The sequence below is a fragment of the Ruegeria sp. AM2 genome (genome assembly GCF_056540685.1).
In genome coordinates, this window is the sequence record NZ_JBQFXE010000006.1 from 54,934 (window position 1) to 77,992 (window position 23,059).

Below are 23,059 nucleotides of genomic sequence, written 5' to 3' on the forward strand. Positions count from 1 at the left end.
CCTAGCCGTCATTTTCTTCGAGCGGCACGTAGTGCTCCAAATTGTGTTCGTTCATTAGCTCAATAACTCGTGCTCTTTTTCCCGGGTCACTATCGAACAATGCTTCTAAGAATTCTTCAAACCCGATACTGCCTTGAAGGTCTGCATCACGACTGTCTGCCGCCAAGAAAACCGTTTTTAGGTCGTCTTCCGAAAGGCTTAGTGCGAGTTTTACAGCGAATTGTTCGGCAAATTGGTTGGCTTGCGCCCAGTTCTTTGCTGACGCGAATGTTGTAGCCGCGTGGGTCAAAACTTGAGGTGGAATTTCAGGGACAGAAATCTTACCAAGTTCTTTTGGATCAAGTTTCGAAAGAACATTTTGCAATGTCTCGCTGAGCCAGCTTACCGAAAAACCGCGACAAATCATGTTCCCGATATTGGTGTCAGGTGAGGACTTCACCCACGCCTTGACGACTGCTCGTTCCGATTCATCTAGTTTTTCAGCAACTTCGGTAGTTCGGAAGGCAAACACGCATGCCACGTAAATCGCATCGGGTTCACTGGTTTTTAATAGCTTCCCTACATTTTTTGCTAGTCTCGGCAAAGCAATTGCTCTGTACATGTCCACGGCTGCTTCGACTGCAATTTGGGCAGAACGTTTCCTAAACAGTGGATCACCTTTTGTTGCCGCGCCAAAACAAAACCGGTCCATATATGCGTGTATCAAGGCTGGACGAGCGTTCTTGAACTCGGAACCGTTCAACCGTTTTATGGCTTCGCTAGTCTCCGAAGGAAAGTGCTTTGAAGTTATTAGTGTTTCGAGACTATTAAGCGCGGCTTTTCCCTGTCTTGGATGTTGGGTCAGTACGTGCACAAGTGCGTTTCGTAGGTGCAAACGCGCCAACTCAGCCGAAGGAGCAAAGGGTAGGGATGATTTGGAGAAGGTTGGGTGTGCGCACCGGTTACGATCTTCTTTCAATCGGTTCAATTCATCAAACTCATTTATTCCGAAGAATTCGAACTCGGTACGAAAAAGCTCCAAAAGGTTTCGCTCAAACTTAAGTAAACCTGTGATCGCGCCTGAATTCCCTTCATCGTTTTGTTTTTGTAGTCGGTTTAATTCATCCTCTGCTGATTTTGCTGCGCCGTCCCCAGCCGCAGCCAGAATTCTTAGTTTTTCGATAAGGTCGAAGCAAACAGCAACATACGCGTTAACGATTGCTGAACGATACGCGCCGCTTTGATAGCATTTGATCGCTTCATTTATGTTGGCGCGTGCGCTTTCATCTGTGCATCCGAGGGCGAGTTCGTCTAAATCTGCAATCATGTTCATGCCTCAAATTTCTTTGATGCATCAGCTATAAGTTGATTGCGACGAGGGCAACGCAATTTAGCGAGCTCTTGAGGCTGCAATACCCGATAGAGTGTTATAAGGTAACATCCCATGCGTGCAGTCAGAGCAATCGTCCATGCCCAAGCAGAAACACACCGGGTTCGTTTCGTCCGAACATAGGATTGAATTCCTAGAAAAGGCGCAAACCTTTCAGCGTGGGTCGCCTGCGGCCCGGATTTGCGGTGCCAAGAGCCGATCAGGTGCGTCCTGCCTGCACGCACCGATCAAGGAAAGCAAACAAGGCCGATGCCTTAGCCATTGCGGACCCCATGCCGCGCAGGCCTATCGTGCGCGCCAGAAACGCCGGTTTGAATCGGGCAGTTTGTCTGCCGAGGAATGGAACCGCGCCGAGGCCCGCCGCGCGGCGAACCGGCTAGGGGATCAGTGGAAGAAAAACCCGTGGTTGCCGGGAAGCACGATTGATCTGGGCGAACATGAATGCGTGTTTCGTGGTGCGCTGGGCGAGGTGGACGCAGACGCTTTGCCTCCTGCGGTCGCGGATTGGCTTCGGTGGCGGTATCGGCGGACACAAATCGACCGGCAGAACGGGGCGGCTTGGCACCAAGCGTTAACACAAGACTTGCCCCGTCGGGTTTCTACGGCTGGCCCACGTCCGGTAGAGGTTCGCGGACGTGACTCAAAACCCGATGCTACGCCCCGGACGTGGAAAGTGGATCATGGGCAAGACACTCCACACTCAAAGCGCACCATGCCGGACAAACCCAAGGCCCCAAAAGCCTCGCGCGGGAAAGGTTTCGGACGTCGAGGACGTCCAAGGACGCAGCCTGCCGGTGAGGATGAACTGGCACAGTTGTCGCGGGTGTATCGTGAGAATGCAGCCGTTCTGGAACCGATCATGGCGGCGGCACAAAACGAAACGAAGCAACTGGCGGTGCTACGGACTCTGCGGGGCTATCTGGCCCGTCCTACGGACGCAGAGGCGTGCAAATGTTGGCTGGCGCTAGTCCACGGCGCACAGACCTAATGGTGTATCAGCGGCGCTGCGAGCGCCGCTGACGTGTTTGTTGTCCGCTTCAGCTAGGCGAAATCAAGGCTGAGTTCTTCGGTCAGCGTGCAGGTTTCGGGGACAACCAGCTTTTTCAGCAGAACGCCGACCTGCGAATGGATTTCTGCCTCGCACCAAAGCAAGCCCAAAGCACAGTCATTCACCCAGCGGGCGCTTTTCATGCCTTTCTTGTCGGGCCAGCCGACTGCGGTAGTTTGAAACGATGCGGGTTCGCCTTTGTGGAATTCCACGATCCCAACACGCCATGCCCCTTTCTTCTTATGGTCAGTGACGCGAATGACAGCCGCATGGCCGTCTACTGTGAAACCACGCCACCGCACCGGCAGGCGAAGCAAGTGGGCGGCGAACTTTGTGTTTTTCTCCAACCATTCTTGTTCGGCGTCGAGGTCGATCCGACGAGCTAGGTCCGGTGAACACCACGCGTAATTCGCCGGTGCTTTAGTTTTGGCAGGGATTTCGCGGGGTAGTTCGCCGCAATATTTCAGGAATTTGCGGGCGCGTGCTTGTTTGTTTCGTGCGCTGGGCGCTGTGCGGGTATGAGACATTTGATTTCCTTTTCCATATCTCATTTCCTCATCCACAGACCGGAACGTCGTCTGAGGGTGCGCGTCGTGCGCACTTTTGCGAATTGTCGTTCCTGCGGGACAGCGGCCCCCGCGTGCTTATCGCTGCGATACGGTCTGACTGTTCGTAACGTTTGCAGTCAGATTGAATGACGGTTCTGTGTTTCACCTTTCAACAGTGGTCCCATCAGGGGCAAAAAATCGAAGTCATTTCCACAGTTCGGCAGAGGCTTTGTGTGGTTCACCCAGCACGGGTGAATTCTTCCACCACAGTAGTTGTTCCCTAAGTAAAACAACTGTGGTGGTGGGGCGCTTCTTGAAAGCGCGCCCCACTACCTCGTGCAGTTTTACGCACAGTCCCACAGTTCCCCACAGTCCAACTGTGGAACTGTGGAAGCCCACCGTCTGTGCAGTCAAAGAGGGGTTCAACGTGCTCATTACGTAGTGCCTTCGGCGTCATTTCGAACCACTGCCGGTTCGCCTGCGGCGATGCAGTTTACATCGCGACCAGTGCGCTGGTCGCGTTCTGCCTCTGCCCGCAGACCACCGTCCGCTAGCCACCCTTCCAGCATGTCGGAAACCGCGCTGTAAGCCCGTGCCTGTTCCGGCGTTCGATCCGCTGCTTTGGTGCCGGGCGCACCGACGTCCATGCCCAGCGCATCCGCCACCAGATAACCCACCCAAGACGGCGACCGCTTGTCCGCGCGGGGTTTAGCTACGGCAGAATGAATGGCGGCTTGGACGCGGTGAAGGTCGCTGGGTGTTCCGACCGTAGGGCCGGGGGGCATCCAATCTTCCACGACCGCGACCGTATCCCCTGCCGGGTACTCCGACGTCCCGTTGTGCAGCTTTACCGAGACCAAACGCCCCCAGCGCGCTTTCATGGCTGGGGCCAAATTACCCTTACCGTTGGCAATGCGGACGTATTGGTAGCGTTCATCGTCTGCGATACCGAGTTTGCGGCCTTCGGCCTCGGTCATACGCATCAACTGGCGAACAACGCGCGCACCGTCGACGATGGCAGATGCCCCGCGCGCAGCACTTGCTCCTGCCGAACCCATATCAGCGCCCGCTGCTTTCCCTACGTGGTGAACCAAAACGATAGCAGCGCCCGTGCGGTCCGCGACTTGGCGCAATGCACTCATCAACGTGTTGATTGCCTGATTGTCATTCTCCGGCAGGCTGTGGATAGCGCCCAGAGGGTCCAAAACCAGCACGTCAACGTTCGCGCCCAGCATCATGTTTACTAAAGCGTCCACGACGCCCGGCACGACTTCTGGCCCATCGCGCCCCATCCGCGCCAGACACAGTTGCAAGTCGCGTCCAGAAGTCATGAACAGCCGTCCGCCAATATCTGCGCCCGTGATGCTGTAGTGCGCTTGGGCGGCTGCAAGACGTCGCAATTGCTCATCCTGCGGGTCTTCGGCGTTGTGGCTCCATACATTCAACGGGCGGATCGGTTCGTCACCCTTGAACAGTGTTTTGCCGGTCGCCATAGCCAGCGTTTCAGCCGTGGTCAGCGCGCTTTTGCCCGTACCGCCGGGTGCGACCAGTACGGACACGAAGCCAGCGATTACGCTGCGCCCATACAGCCAGCGGCGCGGCGGGATTTATCCCGGTGCTGGTGCATTTACAGGTGTCAGAGAAAACGCAGCCAAAGCCCGTGCAATCGCGCTACCTGCAGCGACGTGTGCCGAAAGAGAGTCCACGTCCGCCGATTTCACAGGGCTTGCACCGAAAACGGCTTGTGCTTCGGCGTGGGCTACGCGCTCGCCTAGGCCCGGGTCCAATCGCCCTGCGAAGCCGCGCAACCAAGTCCAACCCGTCCGGGTATCGCGGATTGTATCGTAAAGCTGCGCGTCGTGCGCTGCATCGCCGCCCCAAGCCCAGCGCGCAGACCAATCAAGAAACAGGGCGCGACCTTCGGCCTCAAACCCCGTGCCGTCAACTGCGCCGTGGACAGCATGGGCAACGGAAACTTGTTCGTCCCGGCCAATGCGGTCTGTGTTCGGCAAACCTTCCATGAGCAACTTGAACGGTTCAAGGAAAGCAACCTTATCCGGCGCTGCGTCCGCGCTAGGCGACGCGTCTGCGGACGTGGACGCGCGGCTGTGTCCGGGCAATCCCAGCTGGTCGGCAATTCCTATCAGAGAGTTTCGGAGTTCTTCGGGGGTTGGTGCCGGTGTGTGGATCATGCGGCAAGTTCCTGTTGGTTGGCGGGTTGCTCTACGGGCATTGCAAGGCGCAGAATGGCCCCCCGTCGCCGCTTGCGTTCGTTTGGAATATTGAGGGTGTAAGGCAGCCGCATAATCCGGGCCGGGTCAGCAACCGCGTCCGAACCAAGCGCGGCAAGCGCATCGGCTAATGGACCGGCTGACGATGCGCGCAGGGCCGCACCCGTTTGTTCATTTATCCGCAACCAGACTTGGTAGCCGTTGCCGCTGTGGACAGTCAAATCGGGGTTCAAATCGCCCAGCGCAGAAACAGTCCGAGTCCAAGTCGGGTCCACTTCCGGGGCGTCCTTAATGTCCAAGTCCGCAACCAGATGGCGGCGGCGAGCTACGTCCTCCGCTTTTGCGCGACGGCGCTCACCGGCCATGTGTTCTTTGCGCGGGCAGACGCCCAAGTACAGGTTACGGAACCCGAACTGTGCGTTGATGAATTCAAGCAGAGCGTCGTAGCCCTTGGCGTTATCCAGCTTTTCACAGAGCGCGACAACGCCGCCGTCTGTGCCGATTGCGCAGAGTTCGATCACGTCCCCCGCTACGAATAGTAAGGCAACCGCATCGAGTGCGCGCTTCGCGATGCCGCCAGCAATCAATGCGTCGCGGGCCGTCGAGAGTGCGTCGTCATAAGTAAGCCCGCCGAAAGCGAATTGCGCGGCCAACCGATCAAGCGCGGTATCACGACTATGCAAAAGGTTCAGCTTCTTCGCGCTTACCAACATACGTGTGACTTCTTCTGGCGAAGGCAATTCTTGCCCCCCGGTGGTGCGTTCGGTAGACGTTTTCTGCAAGATAAAGTTCCTCAATTGGCCCTGTTGTCGCGCTCTATCTTGGCGCGGGGTTTTATTTTAGGGGTGTGAGTTAAGCAGCTTTGCGAACGGCTTTGCGTTCTTCAATCCACTCGGCTAACTCTGTTTGGCTCCATCGCGAGGCCCGACCAATCTTAATGGGTTTGGGAAATTCACCGTTGTTCATCATTTCGTAGATTTTGGTTCGTTTGAAACCCACAACTTTCACGACTTCGGGGTAGGCCAGCAGTCGTTCTCCTGCGGGCTTGTCGTCACCAATCTGGTTCGGTTCGGGGGTGTTTTGCATAAGTGCCTCCATAGAAACTCGTCAAATAAGAACTATGGCGGTATTGAGCGAAATGCTACGGAAGAATTTGCCTAATATACTGATAAATATACATTTTCTGACTGCCTTGTCAGAGTAGAGGTCTATCTTTGTCTGGTATGTCAAAGGTTGTTGAGGCTTGCTGACGTGAAAGCCCGGCCAAAATGGCCGCGCTTGCTAATATTTCGAATCAAGTGGCTCTCCTAAGCCCGATCACGAAACGGAATGACGTGGGTGTCGTCTTGGGCTTTGCCGTCCACAAAGTCTTGCCACGCCAGCATTAAGGCGCGGCGACGTTCTACAGCTTGTTCGCGCCGGTAGGCTCTTTCGACGTCGTTCAACTGGTGCGCCAAAGCCTCCTCGGCCAATTCGCGCGGGAACTCGGTGTCGTTGGCAGCCCAGTCCTTGAACGCACTACGGAACCCGTGTGGGACATACTCGCCCAAATTCATCCGACGCATTACCGCACGAATGGTCATGTCGGACATCGGTCTGCCGGGTTTGGCACCTTCAAACACATAGTCGCCCGGCATTACGTCCGTGATCCGCATGGCCTTAACTTCCGAAAGAATTGCCAATGCTCTTGGGCACAAGGGTACCACATGAATTCTTCGTGCCTTCATGCGTTCCGCCGGAATGACCCAGAGTGCATTTTCCTCGTCAACTTCACTCCAAAGCGCCAGACGCACCTCACCTGAACGCGACGCGGTGAGGATTAGAAATTCCAAAGCAAGCGCACCCACGGACTTGTTTTTCCGAAGCTGTTGGACGAACGACGGGACGTCTTTTCTTGGCATTGCAGGGCGGTGCCCGCCGGTCAGTTTTCGGGGCGCTGACAGGGTGGCGTTAAACAGTTCCCAGCGGGCAGGGTTGTCCCGGTGGTACGCATCGTTTTGTATTGCGTGATCGAACAAGTCTTCAATCCGTGCCCGCAAGCGTGTAGCTGAAACATGCAACGCCTCCCACATTGGTTCGTCTACCGTTGTGCCGTCAGGCTGTTTAGTGGAGACAGGCTGATTTAGTACGTCATAGATATCTTGCCGCGTAATTTCGACCAACGGCTTGTCAGCAAGTGGTGCGGCGTATTTCCGCAGCGACATACCCCATTGAGCTATGTGCTTTGGATTTGAGAACCGCTTTGCTTTGATCTTCCGAGGTAGAAATATCTCGACATAGTCAGAGAAAGTAACGGTCGCAGCTTCGGCTTCCTCAGCAGCGATGCGTTTGGCTGAGGCTTCTTTGTCAGCTTCAACAATCGGGTCAAGTCCGCTTGCAATCAAGTCGCGCGCTGCCGTGGCTTTCTGGCGTGCCTGCGCGAGGGTGGTGCCCGGGAAGCCGCCCAAACCCATTTCCCGCTGTTTCTGCCCCTTGAGGGTGAAGCGAAACACCCAACGCTTTGTCCCGTTGGTTGTACAGCGCAAAGACAAACCGCCCCCATCATTGAGGGCGGTGCCGGGCGCGGCGTTTTCAACTTGTTTGACTGTTAGTCGGTGCATACCCCGCGCCATGTCTGTTCTCCTTAAGCTTGGATTGCCGCGCGGCAGCGCGTTGCAACACAGCACGGTACGTCCGCGATATTGGCGGCTTCTAGATCAGTCAGCTTCTCATCTTCCAAGAGCGTAACCATGAGAGAAGCCAAGTTGCGGAGCGGTTCTGGGCGTTTGAAGTATTCATCGTCTGAAAGGCTATACATCTCTACTACAGCCCTAGACAATTGGACGCCATCGGTACCGATCATGGCTGGGTTGTTGTGAAGCTTGGTTCGATTGGTGCGTTTCATTTGGGTTCTCTCTATTTGTCCGGGGCAATGAGTGCGGCCCCTAATCGCGCCCCTTGTGTGCCCCTAAATTTTAGGGGCAGTCAACGGAAAACAGCGGACGTGAGCGGACGAAAGAGCCAGTGCTTTCCACAAAGTATTTGAAAAATTATGAGTTTTAGGACTCCTGCGGATGTTGGCGAACACACGATGGCGGCTCCTCGGTCCGCCACTTGGTGCTGATGAACGTCACACGAACCTGACCCAACCGTCACAGTTGGACCAGAAACAAGGTGAATGTTCGACACTGGAAGGCACCCCAAAAATTTTCCTGTTGAAAACGAAAACAGAGCTTGAGCTGCAGAGCAGTTGCTGGAGCTAGAAATTAGTTCCAATTTCTTGGGTATTGGTTAGCTGTTACTCGCGGCCCAAACCGGAATTTCGCCCTATCATCAAGATGCTGCAGCCGCAGCCCGCATTGCTGCCGTTCGCTGCTGACGCAAAATTCGATTGCGCGTAGACTTACACTCTGCGGGACTAAACGGACATTCCTAGTACTCGCATCAATTTCCGCTTAGAGCCAAACTCAGGTAGTTGGGCCAATCCATCCAAAAGGCTCATCGGATAGACAAAGGTCCCTCATGATGTTTGTCTGGGACAAAGAAGCGACCTTTCAATTGTCAGAGCTGGAACGAAAATTTGCCATTCCGAGCACAATGCGCTTGCAAAGATGTATCGATAGATCTGGCCAACGAGCCGATCCAATGTTTTGTGTGCCACTGCGACTACTGTCAGCGGATGACCGGTTCAGTTGGAAATGCTGTCGCCCTCTTTCGAGAAGATGACGTGGTGGCAATGACAGATACGCACGAACTCGACCCGGAGATGGAGAATTGGCCAGGGCTCAAGCGATACGTTTGCACCAAGTGCTATTCGAACGTGCATTGGGTGAACCCCAAGGCGTTCCCGGGGATACGTCTTGTCTCCCTCGGGTGCCTCGACGATCCTTCGGCGTTCAAGGTTTCAAACACGGTGCAAAACCAGTATCGACCAACGTGGTGTCCTCAGCTCGACACGGATAACGCATATGATGGGTATCCGTGATTGAACTTCTCTCCCTGGCCATACGTTTCGCTCGCCTCTAAGGTTTGCGTCGCGGGACAACGCGGTCACTAAGTTCAAGTCGCGTGTCCAAGATTGCGGAGCCATACTTCTTTGCCTCGCATTGGATCGAGGGGTTTAGTGTTTCAGTTGTGCTAAATTGGAGAGGGTAACCCGGCAGGACGCAATCATGACTTCTGAAAGCAAACCAATTTATCTATCCGACAGAGATTTGGAAGCTTTAGGCATCCAAACTTCCGAAGTTACCGAAGCCATTGAGGCTGCCCTGATCGCCAAGGCAAGGGGGAAGCTTCATACGTCACCCAAGACGGCCATCCTGCCTGGGGATGGACGGTATGCGATGTCAACTTTGGCAGTGGGCGATGATGGATTCATCGTGACGAAACAGGTGACTGTGTGTCCTGAAAACCCCGCAAGAGGACTCCCCGCGATTAACGGCGCGATTATGGTTATGGACGCTCAAACCGGGCTTCTCAGAGCTGTCTTGGGGGCGAACTGGATAACGGCAATCAGAACAGCGGCTTTATCAATGGTGGCAGCGCGTCGACTTGCTGAACCTAATGCTGAGACGGTGGCATTTGTGGGTGCGGGTGTGCAGGCTCACTCCCATTTGAATGCGTTATCAGAGTTGTTTCCGCTGAAAAGAATCCGTGTATTTGGACGTGGCAAGAAGAATGCCGATAAGCTCTGTCTCCACGCACGGGATATGGGTCTCGAGGCCGAAACGGCCGCCAATGCCAGAGATACCTTGCGCGATGCCGATCTGGTGGTGACATCAGTGACACTGGACTACTCGATCAAACCCTTCCTGGATGCCCGATGGCTTAAACCGACCGCCTTTGCCACAATTACAGATGCCTGCATTCCGTGGGTTCCAGAGAGCATGACCGCTTTCAAAACTGTTATTGTTGACGATCGAAAACAGGAGTTTGAAAGCGACAAGCCGATGCTGCCGTATCAGCAAGTCGCCGGTGATTTGATGGAACTTGTCTCGGGGAAAGTCGACACTGCGGTACGCAAAACGCCGGCTGCCTTTGCTTTCAGAGGGATTTCATTGGGAGACTACGCTGCAGCGGTTCTTGCTGTTCGTAGGGCCTCTGAAATACGAAGGCAGTGAGGTTTGGGAATAGGACACGTTTTAGCAATTTCGTTAACCGCTCTGGGTTCGCTACTGACGTCCGACTGGTTGGTCGGATGGGCGGGGCCAACCCAAACCAGTCATTGAATACCAGCCCACGCTGGTCATCACGCGGACTTTGACGTCTTTCAGCCTCGGAACGACTTGCTCGATGGCGACGGCGAAGAAAGGGCCGGGATGCGACAGACGCGGCCACCACGACACGTTTTGATGCCGTGCGTCAGACCGTTAAAACAAGCTTGCCATAAGCTCCAGGCTCCATAACTCGCACATAGGCCGCGGCAGCTTCGGCGAGAGGCATTTCGGCGCCAATAGTCGGATTGAGTGACCCGTCCGCAAGCCCTGCAATAAGATCGTCCATGATTGCTTCTGACTGCGGACGACTCAAGTTGAACAACGCAAGCCCCCGAACGTCCAGCTCTTTTATCATCATGACGCGGGGGTTTATCGACACCTCTTCGCGCGCACCAATGATGACGACGCGCCCATATTTCGCAACCAACTCCAGATCAGTTGCGAGATTCACGTTGGCCAGCACCTCAATTATCAGCTGTGGACCGCCGTTGCTTGCTTCGCGCACTTGGTCGACATACCCCGCAACGCTATGATTGACCACGAGATCTGCACCGAGCTCTCGCACAAGTGCAATGCCCTTCTCGCTTCCAGCAGAGCCGATCACCTTCAAACCAGCTCTCTTAGCAAGTTGAACTCCTGCCGTGCCGACGGCACCCGAGGCTCCATGTATGAATACGGTTTCACCAGCCTTTCCACCGCCACGCAGAAATAGTGCTTGGTGGGCAGTCGTGTAAGGCACGCCAATCGAAGCGCCTTGTCCAAAACTAGCATTATCTGGCAGCCGTCGGATGTCGGCGGCTTTTCGTGCGACTTTTTCGGCAAAACACCCTGTGATACCAAGGTCGGGCAGGTCGTCCTGTTGGCCAAGAGCTGGGCACGTCAACACTCGGTCGCCAACAGCAAAGTCATCCACGCCGCCCCCCACCTCCGAGACGACCCCGGCGGCGTCGTAGCCTGGCACATAGGGTAAATTCGGAACCAGTACGTAGTTGCCACTCAGCATATAGACGTCTGACGGATTTACGCCTGCGGCTTTGACATCAACTACGACTTCTCCGCGGCCCGCGATGGGGTCGTCGATCACTTCCTCTTTCAACTGCTCTGGGCCGCCAAACTTGTGGGCGCGAATTGACTTCATCTGTCTTTTTTCTCACCCCCTAGTTCAGCGGCAAGGTAGCGCCTCAAAAGGCTCAAATCCATTTAAATTACCAAAACGCACGCGTCAGCATTGAGCAATCTGGCAAGTCTGCACCACAGACAAAGCCGCGGTTCAAGCTCTATGCGATCTACTTAGTACCACTTAATAGACCGCGCGTCCGCCAGATGCATCGAAGACCGCACCGGTGTTGAGTGTATTGTCATCCGCCGCGAGAAAAAGGACGATGCGCACAAGTTCCTCGACAGTCCCGGCCCTTTTCATCGGCGACTTGGCGAGCATCACTTCGAGGTCTTTGCTGTCCAATTGCTTCAAAAGCTCGGTCTCGATCGGGCCCGGTGCGATGCAGTTAACACGGATGCCGGTCAGGGCAAGTTCTTTCCCGAGTGATTTTGTCAAAGCAATTACCCCGGCTTTTGCGGCTGAATAGGCGGAGAGGTTGGGTGTGCCTTCTTTGCCAGCCAAAGATGCCATGTTCACAATGCGGCCGAAATCCTGGTTGATCATAAATGGTAAGATCTGTCGTGTTACTTCAAAAACACTCACCAGATTGATATCGATCAGTTTTCTCCATTGATCAGGATCCGTCTCGAGCACGGACTTGCTGCCTGCCCCCGACCCGGCGTTGTTGATGAGCACGTCAACATTTTGGTCTGATGAAACAACGGCTTGAATGGCACGGGTAATCGATTGGGTATCTGTCACGTCGCAAACATGTGACTGAATGCCGTCTACTTCTAACGCCTCGATATCAAGGACATGGACACTTGCTCCGGCACTTTGCAGGCTCAAAGAAATTCCATGGCCGATACCTTTCGCTCCACCGGTTACAACCGCCGTCTTGCCGTGAAAGTCAAAAGTTGTTGCCATGTTTCGTATCCACCCAGTCTCAACCTTCGGAAAGACTACAAGCTCATCAGAACTTTGAAAACCAGACCCCAGGCAAGTCTGTCAGCACTACATAGCACCCTCTTCGGTTCCCGAAGAGGCAAAGACGCTCATGTTATCTTGGCCTCACTGCTGCCCTCGGAGCCCATGCAGCATTGACGGATTAGGTCGTGCTGAAGGTTTCGAGGACGGCCCATACCGGAAGTTCGCCACGTTTGGAGTTGCTGCAACGCGTCATCCCCGAAGCAGACGTCCTTGAACGCGGTTAAAGCCAATATTCGGAAGGTACGGTCAACCGATCTTCGAGATTTCTTACTTCTGTTTTCCCGCTTGTGTAGGAGGTCAAAAACAGGGGAAGCTAGGATAGCCAGTGCGCCAACATCTCGCTTCGAATGTCTTACGCACGACTGCGGCAGTTATTTGATCCATCCTAGATAAGCCTCTTAGAATTCGAGAAAATACAATGATCCTATACAAAACGATCGCACTTAAGTTCGGTCACCATCTCGAAAACGAGAAACCTTTGGACATACGCGGCCCTGATGGGAAATGGGTCTCGTCCGAGGAAATCCGTCAGCACTGGCAAAGAGTTCTTAGCGATCTCTCCGCGGCAAGGATCTATTTGCTGGACCACAATGCGGCGATTTATCTCGACTCGTTGAGAATGGATGTCCAAGGAATGCCATGGGAGGATCGTCCTGAGTCTGACATTCAAGCCTATGTGCGCGATGTCGAGCTCCCGCGTGACCTCATTTGGATCGAATACGACGACCGCAACCTGTGGGAAGATCGTTGTGCGCGAGGAATAACGACTCTGGATGAAGAAGATCTGAGCAATCGGCACCAGCGGGGGTTCCTCTTTGACAATCGTTCTCCCGACAAACTGAGCGTGCGCCTTTTTTCAGCAGTGACGGACACCATTTTCTTTGATGCGCCATTTGTATTGGAGATATCCAAATCACCCGAAGGTCGAACTGATTTTAGCGGTGTCAGTTGGCAACCTCAGCGGGTCGTACTTGCTGGGCTTATGAGGGCAGGACTATTGCCCAATGAAACTTCATTGAGGGAACACTTCGAGGAACATAGAGGTCACCTAACTTACGAGATGGTGATCGGTTTCATGCTCTTCGCTGCTCTCGCAGCGCGTGAGGATGATTTAATGTCGCAAGAGGTTGCAAGCCTATCGACATCTCAGGCCAAAACAGCGCGGAAGTTTGGCAAGACTTGGATGACCGAAGTGCTCAAGTCTCACGTTACCATTCGAATTGGACCGGCAGGTGAGCGACATTTGACTGAGCAACGGGCAAGGCTTCGCTTTGAGCGAACACAGACCGCAAGCCGAGCCACGCCAACTGAGCATTGGGTGGCCGAACATGAAAGGCGGTACTCCAACGGGAAAGTAGTACGGGTTCGGGCGCACAAGCGTGGACAACCAGCAAGTAGGGATATGCCTACGCGCGTCGTGGGCCCAAGAATGAAGGGTGAGTTCTCTGAGAGTTAGTCAAGCTGCGCTGCCTAACTGGGCGGCCCAAAGGAGACGTCTGTACATTCACCAGGCGCTGCGGTGCAGCTCTCGCGTTGCTGCCATTCACGTTTCTTGCAGCATCTCTACAATTCAACAATGCCTGCCCTGAACTACCTTTGGGCTGGACCGAGTGTACCGTACATGTTTTCTGGCTGTGCTGAGCGTCAGATTAGCGCCTCATTGGGAGCGAGATTTTGTTAGATATTAACTCTTTAGCCGGAACAAGCTGGAGTTACGATTTCCATGAACTACCCAGCATAGATCGAAATACTGCAATCAGCCGTCCCGGTTTACCTGGATATGCCGAAAGAACTAAGCCTTTGTTCGCGAAGCTGTCTGAACGCTGGTCACCAGAATTGCATGCTGAGTGGCTCCAGCGTCAGTATATCGCTCTCAAGCTCATCATGGGTGCAACTTTGCAATTTGGATCCGCGGATCACGCCTATGATCAAAATCTTCAAATGGTTGTCCCATACCTTTCATACTATGGAATGTTCAACGCAGTGCGCGCCAACTTACTCACGTCCCCTCGATCGGGTTGGGGCAAGAAAAGTCTAACTATTGGCCACGAGAAGGCAATTGAACAGTACAAAACAGAGATTGAACTCTTGCTCTCGGCTGATGAAGTTGAAAGCGAAATTGATCTGTTTGTGGAAGCTAAGCGAGGTAGGGAGCTTTTTTCTTATAGGTTTCCAAGTGAGGGAGCGCCTGGGCGAGGTGGCTTCTTTGTCTACCGAGATCAAGCCGAACGCTTCGCGCGGGTCGCGGCAGAGCTTGCTTTGTTTAACTCATTTTGCCTCAGCGCTGCGATCGAGAAGAAGTTTGGCTCAATTGACGAATGGCCGGGTTTCCGAGCAGACAAGCGGCAGCTGTCGCAGCTTTGGAAACATGTTTTGCAAGGAGTACTCGGGGATGACGACTACATCCATGTAGACAAGGAAGATAAGTACAGGGTTGAACGAATGGCTAGCAATCTCAGTCGGCCATTGCCGTTTGTTTGGATGATAGGCGAAGGGGGAATTGAAGATTTTTTCGGTGCTTTTGTGTCTACTGTCGACGACCCTATCGGCTTTGACCCAGACGAGCATTGGAATCGGCTTCTTGAATTACCCTGATCAAGCAGCCGCTATTCCCAGCGCACGGCCCTAGGCTACCGCTGGCTGACAAATGGTTACGCTGCGACGCAGCCCGCCAAGCCTGATGGGGTGGATGGCTTCTGCTCCAACCGGCGTCGCAATGCGCCATAGTGCAGTTGCCATGACTGCTATGAGAGGAGCCACCCAATGCAGGTCACAACAATTGGCATAGATCTCGCCAAGAACATCTTGCAAGTCCATGGCATCGCTGAAAACGGCGATGTTGTTTTCAATCGCGCGATAAGGTGGGCGCAGCTTTTGGCTTTCTTTGAAGACCTTCCAGCTTGCTTGGTCGGAATGGAAGCTTGCAGTTCGAGCCACTACTGGGCGCGCCAATTGAGCGCTCTCGGACATGATGTCCGTTTGATCCCGGCCAATTACGTGAAGCCTTACGTCAAGCGTGGCAAATCTGATGCCGCCGATGCCGAAGCGATCTGCGAAGCCGTGACACGCCCGACCATGCGGTTTGTTGCAACCAAAACGGAAGAACAACAAAGCGTCCTGTTCCTTCATCGCGCTCGTGATCTTATCGTTCGCCAGCGCACTCAGATCGGCAACCGGCCATTGATCACGCTCTAGCACACCGCAATGGGGTTAACTGAATCGGCCATTCGTCGAACAAGCGAGACAAGCAGCCTTTGACGTAACTAAACAATAGAGATCTCGGACCCAAAGCCAGACAACCGTCGACGTGTCAGTCTGAAATGGCGCAATGTACGACCGCCCATGACGGCAGAGCGTCTAAGTAAAGCAATTCATCTCTCAGCAATGGATCTAGAGCCTCAGGCAATAGCTTTCTTAGCAACTGCCATTCGGGAGAGGACTCGTCCTTTTGCTCCGCCGTCGCGCGACGTAAATGCTGACCAACTGCTGTATCTAGAAGAGTATGCATCGCTGTGTTTCTTAGAAGGTGCGATAGGAGATCAGCGTATTGCGAAATGACGCCACCACGTCCACTAGGGCCCTCATTAAGTTGGCTATTTAGCATTGCCACAAGGTTTTGGCGGGTCTTTAGGTAGTTTTCTTCGCGGCCGTTTGCATGAGCGACGATTGAGAAAGCCGCCGCAACAAGAACGCTTGCGTCCCGGTCCAATCCGTTCAAAGGCGAGTACCGTTCCCAGTCATTCAGCGCGAGAAACCAAGGTCGGCGCAGCTGTTCAATGTCCCGAAGACGTGGCCCCACCAATTGGTCTTTAAAATAGGGCAGCTTGGACCGCGGAAAGATCAACTCATCGAACCGAACTAGCTCGGGACCAGAAAGATCAGCGCCCTCTGATATGTGGCAGCTCAAGACAAATGTGCCTTGCTCTCGCGACGCTTCAATGGCCGGAACATCCACTACAAATGCGTTTCCGCGATGCCTACGAATTACATCCCTAAAGCTCTGTGGCAGTGATGAGGCGGTATCCAACCCGAACAGCACCCAAATTAGCGGGATACCCTCTCTTTCATAGTGTTTGCATCTCGCAGAAACTTCGGTCTGAAATGTTCCTGACATCTGAAACTCTACAGCAAAAGGCCCAAAGTCCTCCCATTCAACGTATATGTCCGGAAACCGTCCGTGCTGGCTCTCGGTTGGCGCTAGGTATTCCGCGATCGTGTGGCCAATGTACCGTGAGTCCAGCTGAACAAGCTCCGCGATCTGTTCACACATAAGCCGATGGAACCGAGATTCTTGTCTACCTTGGTACTGAGAAGCTCTAACCATATCAGGATCTGAGTTTTTGCCATTGTACCAAGGGCAATTGGGATCGCTGTCACTGTAGTGTTGGAACAAGGGTTGGGGAACGCCGCCGCGCCGCGCACTGCGAATAAAAACACTGCTGTTGCACGCCATACAATGAGCCGACAGTCCCTCGGCTCCACCACGAGCATCGGTTATCCTGTCTCGCAACATCCCCCAGCGATCTTCAGCCATAGCTAAAAGATCCGAAGCGGTCGCGATACCAATGCCATCGATTATTGCCGCCTCAACTATTCGTTTTGGTTTGCCCGCCATGAGGCCGTCCGCCCGCTCTTTTTATTCATTACACATTTGTCCAACTTGCTTCAGTATCGTGCCCCGCGATATGGTGCGGGGCAATCTCTAGCAAGTTGGCTTCATACACCGGTGACAGGACCTAGCGAACCGCATTCCATGCGAGGAGCTGTCCTGCCGAGCCCAACTAGGTGATGCTGTCCATGATTGCTCGTACTTCATCCAAATGATGGGAAGCCCGCCTTGCATCTCGCAAAATCAAAGCCTCAACTGCCTGCTTAGGCCTTTCCGTTTCAACAGAGTATCCTGAGTTTTTCGCCCAACCATGCAGTCCAGCCGCAAACCGTTTTTCAGTTTCTTCGTCCAGCGACAATATCATTGGAGCTAACCCCGGTTCCATTTTTAGGACACGCCACCCCTTCACCATCCCGCCTCTCCAACCTGGCTCAATCCGGGCGTTTTTTGCGCGCTTAGGCTCTGACGTGAGATGAACATGCAAATAAACCTCTGGATCATCCACGTCGATGAGCGTGAGCGCCAGATCCAATGCCTCGCCAAGCTTCCCGTACTCACTGACACGCCTCTTCCACATGAAGTCACCGCCATGAGACCAATCACTCCGAGAGTTTGGCCTGAACAAATCTCTCCCGTCCAGCAGTTCTGGGGTCGGAAAATCTGCAGCCGTCCACACATTCATTCTTGGTTGTGATATCCGGAATTGGATTGGATCGGCCGAGGAAAATGCCTCGAGTTCAAGTCCTGGCAAGCTGGAGGACGCTAATCTCAGGCACGTGTCTATATCTTCGAGGCTGGGTAGCTCATTTGGATCGAATAGCAGACGCAGGCCTTGCGACTCTAAATCTACGCTCGCACGGCGATATCCACTACCGGGGAGAGCTGCGGCCCCATAGAACGGGCCAACCAAAATGCAAAGATGAGTACAATCCAATTGCGCATAAGTGGGATACAGGTTGGTCCATTGCAGGTTCTGAACCGCTTGAAGAACCAGATGTCCAACATTAGCAGACATCTCCCAAGCATGGGCGGTCTCAACTACAATTTCCCCGTCTTTCACCAACACAAATCGCGTGAAGATAGAAATGTCACAACTTCCATTTCCATCCCATGCGCTTAGCACGAGACCCACGATTGGATGCCCTCTGTGTGTCATCTCGAAAAGAGGTTTAACATCTTCGGACAACTCAAAGATGCTTGAACCGTAGTCCATTGCATCAATAGGGAACATCCGAGCCGGAAGCGTCCGCGCCTCCCGTCCAGGCCTTGGTATAAAGGCCATGTTGTTCTGTCTCGCCGGCTGAACTTCGCGTTGTTGCGATTTCAAGGCACCCCAATTCGCGCCCGGGCGAATGACCTGAGCGAGGTCGTTGAGTAACGATAGTTTGGACGGTTTATTGGGTTCCGGCCAACGCTTCAGAATTCTGTCGATCCCCTTGGACAGGGACTCGAGCGTTGTAGTGACGGGGTGTTTATGTGAACTATCACGGTCGTACGTCATTGATCTCTTTCCTGGCGCGCCTCGCAAGGATTCAGTGTTAGCCGTGAGCCCTTTGGCGAATCCAGCATGCGCAAGTCAGAGAGCAATTATTGGATCGGAACAGCCTGCATCACCAAGATCCAGTGGGCTCGGATCAGGTGATTTTGGGTTGGCTCCCGCCCGCTACGCCGACCTGTCAAAAACAGCGCGCCCGCCCCAGAAATTTGGCTTCTGGAAGGCTACCGCATGTAGATTCTGCTTTCAACCTGGCAAATGGTTGTTTCACCGGTTTGCCGCGCGCCGAGCGCGAAAAACAGTCCGATTTTCTCGCGATAGGCGAGAGAAGCTGCCTCGATAGGACACTGCAGTATACTCCGACGATGCATCGCAATCTGCCGGAGGAGACAATTACTTCGAAAGCAATGGGGTAAGGCGCTTGAGCTGAACTGTTGCAAAGAACTTCGATGAACAGCACCTCATTCCAGCGGTAGCCTTATCTTTGGCTGTGCTGGTTTAGGGCGAGATGTGAGATCTTGAATAAATTCATGAATGCAATCGACTTCCTTACTCAGTTGGATATGAGTGACTTCTTCAGGGTTCAAGGCACCTGCAACGTTGTGGAGGTCTTCCGACAAACGTCCTCGCGCTGCGTTCATGATCTCAACGTCGGCTTCAGTCAGGGCTAACAACTTGAACATGCTATTGCCTTTGATCTTGTTGTCGAAGCGGCCAAGCACCGGCTCGATGAAATCTGCAATGACCTGATCCCAAGCTTCTCGCAGCTGCTCAATGATCCCTTTGGTCCATGCCACACGCCGCATCTCCGAAACTGTATCGAATTGCCCTTTGAACGCTTTAAGCTCGCCACGAAGCGCATGAACACGTGCAGGTGCCAGTTTGGCCTTCAACGGCAAATCAGGTTCGATATGACCGGGCTTCTCTCCTCTCTTGCGAACATGCTGATAGTGAAGCGGCACATTGCGGGCTTCAGCCTCGCGCTTCACCTCAAACAGAAACCCAATATCGTGGGTAAAGATGACGACCTGACGGTGCTCCGCCTCTTCGGCCAATCGCCTGGCGACCCGGACCCGATACATGTGATCGAGTGAAGACATCGGATCGTCAAAGACAATTCCGGAATACTCTTTTGAGGTAACCAACTCCGCGAGAAACGCAGCAAGGGCCACACAACGGTGTTCGCCTTCGCTCAAGATGTCGCCCAAAGGTTCCCCAGGGAATTTGACAAACTCGACCTGAAAATAGGACTGACCCCTGCTGTCGCGTGTTTTGCGCAACTCGAGCGGATTTGAGTTCAGCCGCAGCTTTTGGATTTCCCGCGCAAATCGATCCCGTAGCGCGCCAGTGACCAGCTTCTCTGACAACTCTTTGTTCTTATTGGTCGACGGCCGGCGCGCTGTCGTCTTGATAACTTTTTTGAGTGCCGCGAGAGTTTTCAATCGCTCGATCTGAGCTACGACATCTTCCTTGATGTCAGCAAGTTTCAGGCGTTCATCCAGCTCGAGTTTTTCATGTACAAGTTTTGCTCGCCCTTCGGGATCCTTCATCGCGATTAGCTGTTCGATGCGAATTTGGAATTCTGTTTTTAGGTCACTAAGGGCCTTTGATGGTGACGGAGCATCAACTGCAATAATTGAACTTGTCTCTAGCGCAGCAGACAGGCGGTTCCGCATCTGCTCGATCCACGTACTTACTGCTGTTGCAACTTCCTCCAGAGCAAGCTCTTCCTTTAGAAAAGCAACCGCGGCGGCATGGGTTTCATCGGTGAACTTCACGCTCTCCACTGTCTGCACTCTGTCGTCGAAGCGACGCTTGCAGGCAGCTTCCGTGGTTTTGGTCGTACCTTGGACGAAGGCTTCAAAGGTTTTTTGGCGTTCGACAGCTTCTGCACTCAACGGTTGCTGACATAGGACGCATAAATCGGTCTGACTGGATAGATCTGGGAAGGTCTTATCCCTGTACACCCGCTCGTCTGAGTAGGCTCTTGCAGCCTCCCACAGAATTTTCCAAGCATCAGACCCAATGTCGGGCAGCGGAGATGCTTTAAACAGTTCTTGCGATGCCGATCTGGAAGCCTCCTGTGCAGCAGTCCACTCTGCCTTCAACCTCGATAGCTCGTTCAGCGATATCTCCGAACCTACGTCATCCATCTTGGTAAGCGACGCGATGATCTTTTCAACGCGTTCTTGCTGAGCGCGAAGTCTGCGAATGACCTGATCTGGATTTTCCGATAGATCCGCTCGAAGGGTTTCCAAACGCCGCGTCTCATCTTCTGACAACGTGGAGAGCATATCGAGAATGCTTATGTCAGACTTTGCTGTCAGACCGCCCAAATACTTACCTGCTGCAGTTTCTGCACTCAACGAATGATTGGAAATGATCTGCGGGGTTTGTGCTTCTATTGCCTGCGACTTTGCTTCCAAACGCAGTTTCAATTGATCACACAGGTCGCCCAAGCCCTCCAAAATCCGCATTGGCAATGGTGTGTAGGCAACCGCGTTTTCAGATTGGACGTGGGTATTTGCGCTTCTAGAATCGAAGATGCTCACAAGACCCAGATTGTCGTCGTCCGAACCATCTGGTGACCATGTCGCGGACCGGTTTTTACCACCCGACAAATAAGAGATCACTGCCGATTGTGGCGCATCGGAAGGTTCGTTGATGTCCCGATGGATCAGGAACTTTTCATCTCGTGACCGGCAGGCGTGTTTTAGAACCCGGCAATAGCCAGACTTTCCGGACCCATTGTCTCCGTAGATGATTGTGATGCCACTCGCACCAAAGGTAAGTTCTTGATCGCCGACAAGAGCATTTACTCCTGTGATATCGCTGACACTTGAAAGCGAGACGGCCTGTTCAATTGTCGTTTCGACGCCAAGGTGGTCACTAGTAAGCGGCTGCGCGTCTGTCTGTTCTCCCGCGCAAAGTGCCTCCAGTCGATCAAGGTCAATCTCAGCTATTGGTGTGCCTTGCATCAACTGACGCAGCGCGTCGCGTTGCCATACATTGCGGCTCTCGGACCATATGAGGATGTCGCGCAGCGCGTCACTATGACGATAATGCTCCGCTGTTTCGGGTTCAATCATATCGATCTAACTCCAAATATTGTACTAAAACCCAAAAATGTGCGCTCTTCCAAGTGAGCTGCAAATACACTGCATCACACGATTCTAGTATTAGCTAAAACTGCGTGCTTCCAACACTATGTCCCGACAGTTGCGTCCTTGGAATGTCTGCTTTCGCGACAATGAATTTGCCACGCTGCCCAAGCAGCGAACTTCCGCTTTCCGCCCTACATCTCAAGGCGTTTTGGTTTTGTACCCCAAGAAGTTGTCAACCAGGCGGGTATCACCAGGAGAAATGCGGTTATCAGAGAACCTGCAAGCAACAAGTCGTGGTACAATTGGTGCGTGTGCCACCCACCGATTGAGCGTTGAAACAGTTCGATTGCGATCACAGCTGCTGCGGTTAAATAGGCGGTAAAGATCGTGTTCTCAACTGCTCGCCGTGCAGGCGTAAGCTCATTCTTTAGCCTGTTTCGGCTGGAAACTCGAAAGCGCTTTATTCTAGCCAGCAGGTTTTCTTGCGCCGGAGTTTGATCGGGGGTCTCAGTCGGCTTTTTCGCCTTTTGCATTTCGCGGTATTGGACCAAAACTAAGTAAGGGTCTTCTTCCGGATCAAGTGGTTGAATATCAACGCCGGTCATCTTTCCAATTACTCTACGCCCCTGCAACGACACCTTCGTAACCCCGTTCTCGTTGTTTCGTATAGTTCTGTCAGTACATCCAATAATGCTCGCCAATTCGGTTTGTTTAAGGCCCATGACAGTTCTTACATTGAACAGTCGTTCGCCGTCCTTTGTGCGCGCTTTCGAATCGTCGTTGTCTGTCATGTAAGCCCTGATTTCTATGCCGGTAGGTGGAACCCGCTCATCGTGCATTAAGATACAGGTTCTCACAAAAAAAGATTTCGGACGGCGGCACGAACGTGGCGACAAATTTGCGTCATTGAATCCAAACGAATAATTACCCCTAACCGGAAAGAGCTTTCCTCCCAAATTTCCAGGGATGTTGAAGCTCGGCAATAAGGCATACTTCTCAGAGGCTTGCGAGGTCGCTCGGTTTACATGCAAAGTCCGATAAAGTTCGCATCCAAAAGCGAACGATGATGAGAGGGCATGTGAGTGACAGAAGAAGAACGAAAGAGGCTAGAAGCCCACGAGCGCCTTAAAATGTCACTTAGGCTGAACGGAACGAGCTTGGCGGCCGAAGCCCGCAAGCTCAATGTTTCCCGCACGACGCTGTCTCTTGTCGGTCTCCGCAAACTGAAAAATGCGCGGATCGAGCAGGCTCTGGCGGATGCCATTGGTGTGCCTGTCTCCGAGCTGTTCGAAACAACTCAAACAGAGGAGAGCATTAAATGAGCCCGTAGAATAGGCAAAGCCCCCGAGAGTTGCAGCTCTCAAAGGGCTT

At 53.4% G+C, this 23,059-nt stretch carries 20 protein-coding genes and 1 pseudogene; 7 read left to right on the forward strand and 14 right to left on the reverse strand.

Annotation, left to right across the window (positions count from 1 at the left end):
* Position 1 precedes the first annotated feature (1 nt).
* A complete protein-coding gene (locus ACR0CR_RS12940; protein WP_480599674.1) occupies positions 2–1,312 on the reverse strand; it encodes a hypothetical protein in 1,311 nt (436 codons plus the stop codon).
* 136 nt (positions 1,313–1,448) lie between these two features.
* Here ACR0CR_RS12940 and ACR0CR_RS12945 point away from each other — a divergent pair, with 136 nt between their 5' ends.
* Positions 1,449–2,357 (forward strand): hypothetical protein, encoded by a 909-nt coding sequence (locus ACR0CR_RS12945; RefSeq protein WP_480599676.1) that lies wholly within the window; start codon positions 1,449–1,451, stop codon positions 2,355–2,357.
* A 53-nt stretch (positions 2,358–2,410) separates the two neighbouring features.
* On the opposite strand, the gene ACR0CR_RS12950 is transcribed toward ACR0CR_RS12945, so the two are convergent.
* From ACR0CR_RS12950 to ACR0CR_RS12980, 7 genes are all read right to left on the reverse strand, one after another.
* Positions 2,411–2,944: a hypothetical protein gene (locus ACR0CR_RS12950; RefSeq protein WP_480599677.1), complete on the reverse strand. Its 534-nt coding sequence runs from the start codon at positions 2,942–2,944 to the stop codon at positions 2,411–2,413.
* Positions 2,945–3,399: 455 nt separating this feature from the next.
* On the reverse strand, positions 3,400–4,572 hold the full coding sequence (locus ACR0CR_RS12955; RefSeq protein WP_480599870.1) for an AAA family ATPase: 1,173 nt from the start codon (positions 4,570–4,572) through the stop codon (positions 3,400–3,402).
* Positions 4,573–5,157, reverse strand: coding sequence for a hypothetical protein (locus ACR0CR_RS12960; protein WP_480599678.1), 585 nt, complete (start codon positions 5,155–5,157; stop codon positions 4,573–4,575).
* Positions 5,154–5,978, reverse strand: coding sequence for a hypothetical protein (locus ACR0CR_RS12965; RefSeq protein ID WP_480599679.1), 825 nt, complete (start codon positions 5,976–5,978; stop codon positions 5,154–5,156). The genes ACR0CR_RS12960 and ACR0CR_RS12965 overlap by 4 nt, the downstream gene beginning before the upstream one ends.
* Before the next feature lie 70 nt (positions 5,979–6,048).
* Positions 6,049–6,282: a helix-turn-helix transcriptional regulator gene (locus tag ACR0CR_RS12970; protein WP_480599681.1), complete on the reverse strand. Its 234-nt coding sequence runs from the start codon at positions 6,280–6,282 to the stop codon at positions 6,049–6,051.
* Between the two features lie 221 nt (positions 6,283–6,503).
* Complete coding sequence (locus ACR0CR_RS12975) at positions 6,504–7,808, reverse strand: tyrosine-type recombinase/integrase (protein ID WP_480599683.1); 1,305 nt, start codon at positions 7,806–7,808, stop codon at positions 6,504–6,506.
* An 11-nt stretch (positions 7,809–7,819) separates the two neighbouring features.
* A complete protein-coding gene (locus ACR0CR_RS12980) occupies positions 7,820–8,080 on the reverse strand; it encodes a hypothetical protein (protein ID WP_480599684.1) in 261 nt (86 codons plus the stop codon).
* A gap of 675 nt (positions 8,081–8,755) precedes the next feature.
* Between ACR0CR_RS12980 and ACR0CR_RS12985 the strand changes: the two genes are divergently transcribed.
* Positions 8,756–9,160, forward strand: coding sequence for a GFA family protein (locus ACR0CR_RS12985; RefSeq protein ID WP_480599686.1), 405 nt, complete (start codon positions 8,756–8,758; stop codon positions 9,158–9,160).
* Between the two features lie 187 nt (positions 9,161–9,347).
* Positions 9,348–10,295: an ornithine cyclodeaminase family protein gene (locus ACR0CR_RS12990; RefSeq protein ID WP_480599688.1), complete on the forward strand. Its 948-nt coding sequence runs from the start codon at positions 9,348–9,350 to the stop codon at positions 10,293–10,295.
* A 241-nt stretch (positions 10,296–10,536) separates the two neighbouring features.
* Here ACR0CR_RS12990 and ACR0CR_RS12995 read toward each other — a convergent pair whose 3' ends face one another.
* Together ACR0CR_RS12995 and ACR0CR_RS13000 are read right to left on the reverse strand one after the other, a co-directional pair.
* Positions 10,537–11,529 carry an NADPH:quinone reductase gene (locus ACR0CR_RS12995; RefSeq protein WP_480599690.1) on the reverse strand — a complete coding sequence of 331 codons (993 nt, stop codon included), beginning with the start codon at positions 11,527–11,529 and terminating at the stop codon, positions 10,537–10,539.
* A 162-nt stretch (positions 11,530–11,691) separates the two neighbouring features.
* Complete coding sequence (locus ACR0CR_RS13000) at positions 11,692–12,417, reverse strand: SDR family NAD(P)-dependent oxidoreductase (RefSeq protein WP_480599692.1); 726 nt, start codon at positions 12,415–12,417, stop codon at positions 11,692–11,694.
* Between the two features lie 481 nt (positions 12,418–12,898).
* On the opposite strand from ACR0CR_RS13000, the gene ACR0CR_RS13005 reads away from it, so the two are divergent.
* The 3 genes and pseudogenes from ACR0CR_RS13005 to ACR0CR_RS13015 form a co-directional block, all read left to right on the forward strand.
* Positions 12,899–13,936: a hypothetical protein gene (locus tag ACR0CR_RS13005; RefSeq protein ID WP_480599694.1), complete on the forward strand. Its 1,038-nt coding sequence runs from the start codon at positions 12,899–12,901 to the stop codon at positions 13,934–13,936.
* A gap of 218 nt (positions 13,937–14,154) precedes the next feature.
* Positions 14,155–15,075, forward strand: a complete 921-nt coding sequence (locus tag ACR0CR_RS13010; RefSeq protein ID WP_480599696.1) for a hypothetical protein — start codon at positions 14,155–14,157, stop codon at positions 15,073–15,075.
* Between the two features lie 168 nt (positions 15,076–15,243).
* Positions 15,244–15,654: pseudogene (locus ACR0CR_RS13015) on the forward strand (IS110 family RNA-guided transposase); the annotation flags it as partial.
* A 136-nt stretch (positions 15,655–15,790) separates the two neighbouring features.
* Here ACR0CR_RS13015 and ACR0CR_RS13020 read toward each other — a convergent pair.
* From ACR0CR_RS13020 to ACR0CR_RS13035, 4 genes are all read right to left on the reverse strand, one after another.
* The gene (locus ACR0CR_RS13020) at positions 15,791–17,095 is read right to left on the reverse strand and encodes a competence protein CoiA family protein (protein ID WP_480599698.1); all 1,305 of its coding nucleotides are present in this window, start codon (positions 17,093–17,095) and stop codon (positions 15,791–15,793) included.
* A gap of 166 nt (positions 17,096–17,261) precedes the next feature.
* Entirely contained in the window at positions 17,262–18,590 is a 1,329-nt protein-coding gene (locus ACR0CR_RS13025; protein WP_480599700.1) for a hypothetical protein, read from the reverse strand.
* 455 nt (positions 18,591–19,045) lie between these two features.
* A complete protein-coding gene (locus tag ACR0CR_RS13030) occupies positions 19,046–21,673 on the reverse strand; it encodes an AAA family ATPase (RefSeq protein WP_480599702.1) in 2,628 nt (875 codons plus the stop codon).
* 206 nt (positions 21,674–21,879) lie between these two features.
* The gene (locus tag ACR0CR_RS13035; RefSeq protein WP_480599704.1) at positions 21,880–22,479 is read right to left on the reverse strand and encodes a hypothetical protein; all 600 of its coding nucleotides are present in this window, start codon (positions 22,477–22,479) and stop codon (positions 21,880–21,882) included.
* 291 nt (positions 22,480–22,770) lie between these two features.
* Here ACR0CR_RS13035 and ACR0CR_RS13040 point away from each other — a divergent pair, with 291 nt between their 5' ends.
* Positions 22,771–23,010, forward strand: a complete 240-nt coding sequence (locus ACR0CR_RS13040; protein WP_480599706.1) for a helix-turn-helix domain-containing protein — start codon at positions 22,771–22,773, stop codon at positions 23,008–23,010.
* The last annotated feature ends 49 nt before the right edge of the window (positions 23,011–23,059 follow it).

Coding starts and splice junctions, on each gene's coding strand:
- ACR0CR_RS12940 (WP_480599674.1), bottom strand. CDS start 1,312: ATGAACATGATTGCAGATTTAGACGAACTCGCCCTCGGATGCACAGAT.
- ACR0CR_RS12945 (WP_480599676.1), top strand. CDS start 1,449: ATGCCCAAGCAGAAACACACCGGGTTCGTTTCGTCCGAACATAGGATT.
- ACR0CR_RS12950 (WP_480599677.1), bottom strand. CDS start 2,944: ATGTCTCATACCCGCACAGCGCCCAGCGCACGAAACAAACAAGCACGC.
- ACR0CR_RS12960 (WP_480599678.1), bottom strand. CDS start 5,157: ATGATCCACACACCGGCACCAACCCCCGAAGAACTCCGAAACTCTCTG.
- ACR0CR_RS12970 (WP_480599681.1), bottom strand. CDS start 6,282: ATGCAAAACACCCCCGAACCGAACCAGATTGGTGACGACAAGCCCGCA.
- ACR0CR_RS12975 (WP_480599683.1), bottom strand. CDS start 7,808: ATGGCGCGGGGTATGCACCGACTAACAGTCAAACAAGTTGAAAACGCC.
- ACR0CR_RS12980 (WP_480599684.1), bottom strand. CDS start 8,080: ATGAAACGCACCAATCGAACCAAGCTTCACAACAACCCAGCCATGATC.
- ACR0CR_RS12990 (WP_480599688.1), top strand. CDS start 9,348: ATGACTTCTGAAAGCAAACCAATTTATCTATCCGACAGAGATTTGGAA.
- ACR0CR_RS12995 (WP_480599690.1), bottom strand. CDS start 11,529: ATGAAGTCAATTCGCGCCCACAAGTTTGGCGGCCCAGAGCAGTTGAAA.
- ACR0CR_RS13000 (WP_480599692.1), bottom strand. CDS start 12,417: ATGGCAACAACTTTTGACTTTCACGGCAAGACGGCGGTTGTAACCGGT.
- ACR0CR_RS13005 (WP_480599694.1), top strand. CDS start 12,899: ATGATCCTATACAAAACGATCGCACTTAAGTTCGGTCACCATCTCGAA.
- ACR0CR_RS13020 (WP_480599698.1), bottom strand. CDS start 17,095: ATGGCGGGCAAACCAAAACGAATAGTTGAGGCGGCAATAATCGATGGC.
- ACR0CR_RS13025 (WP_480599700.1), bottom strand. CDS start 18,590: ATGACGTACGACCGTGATAGTTCACATAAACACCCCGTCACTACAACG.
- ACR0CR_RS13030 (WP_480599702.1), bottom strand. CDS start 21,673: ATGATTGAACCCGAAACAGCGGAGCATTATCGTCATAGTGACGCGCTG.
- ACR0CR_RS13035 (WP_480599704.1), bottom strand. CDS start 22,479: ATGACAGACAACGACGATTCGAAAGCGCGCACAAAGGACGGCGAACGA.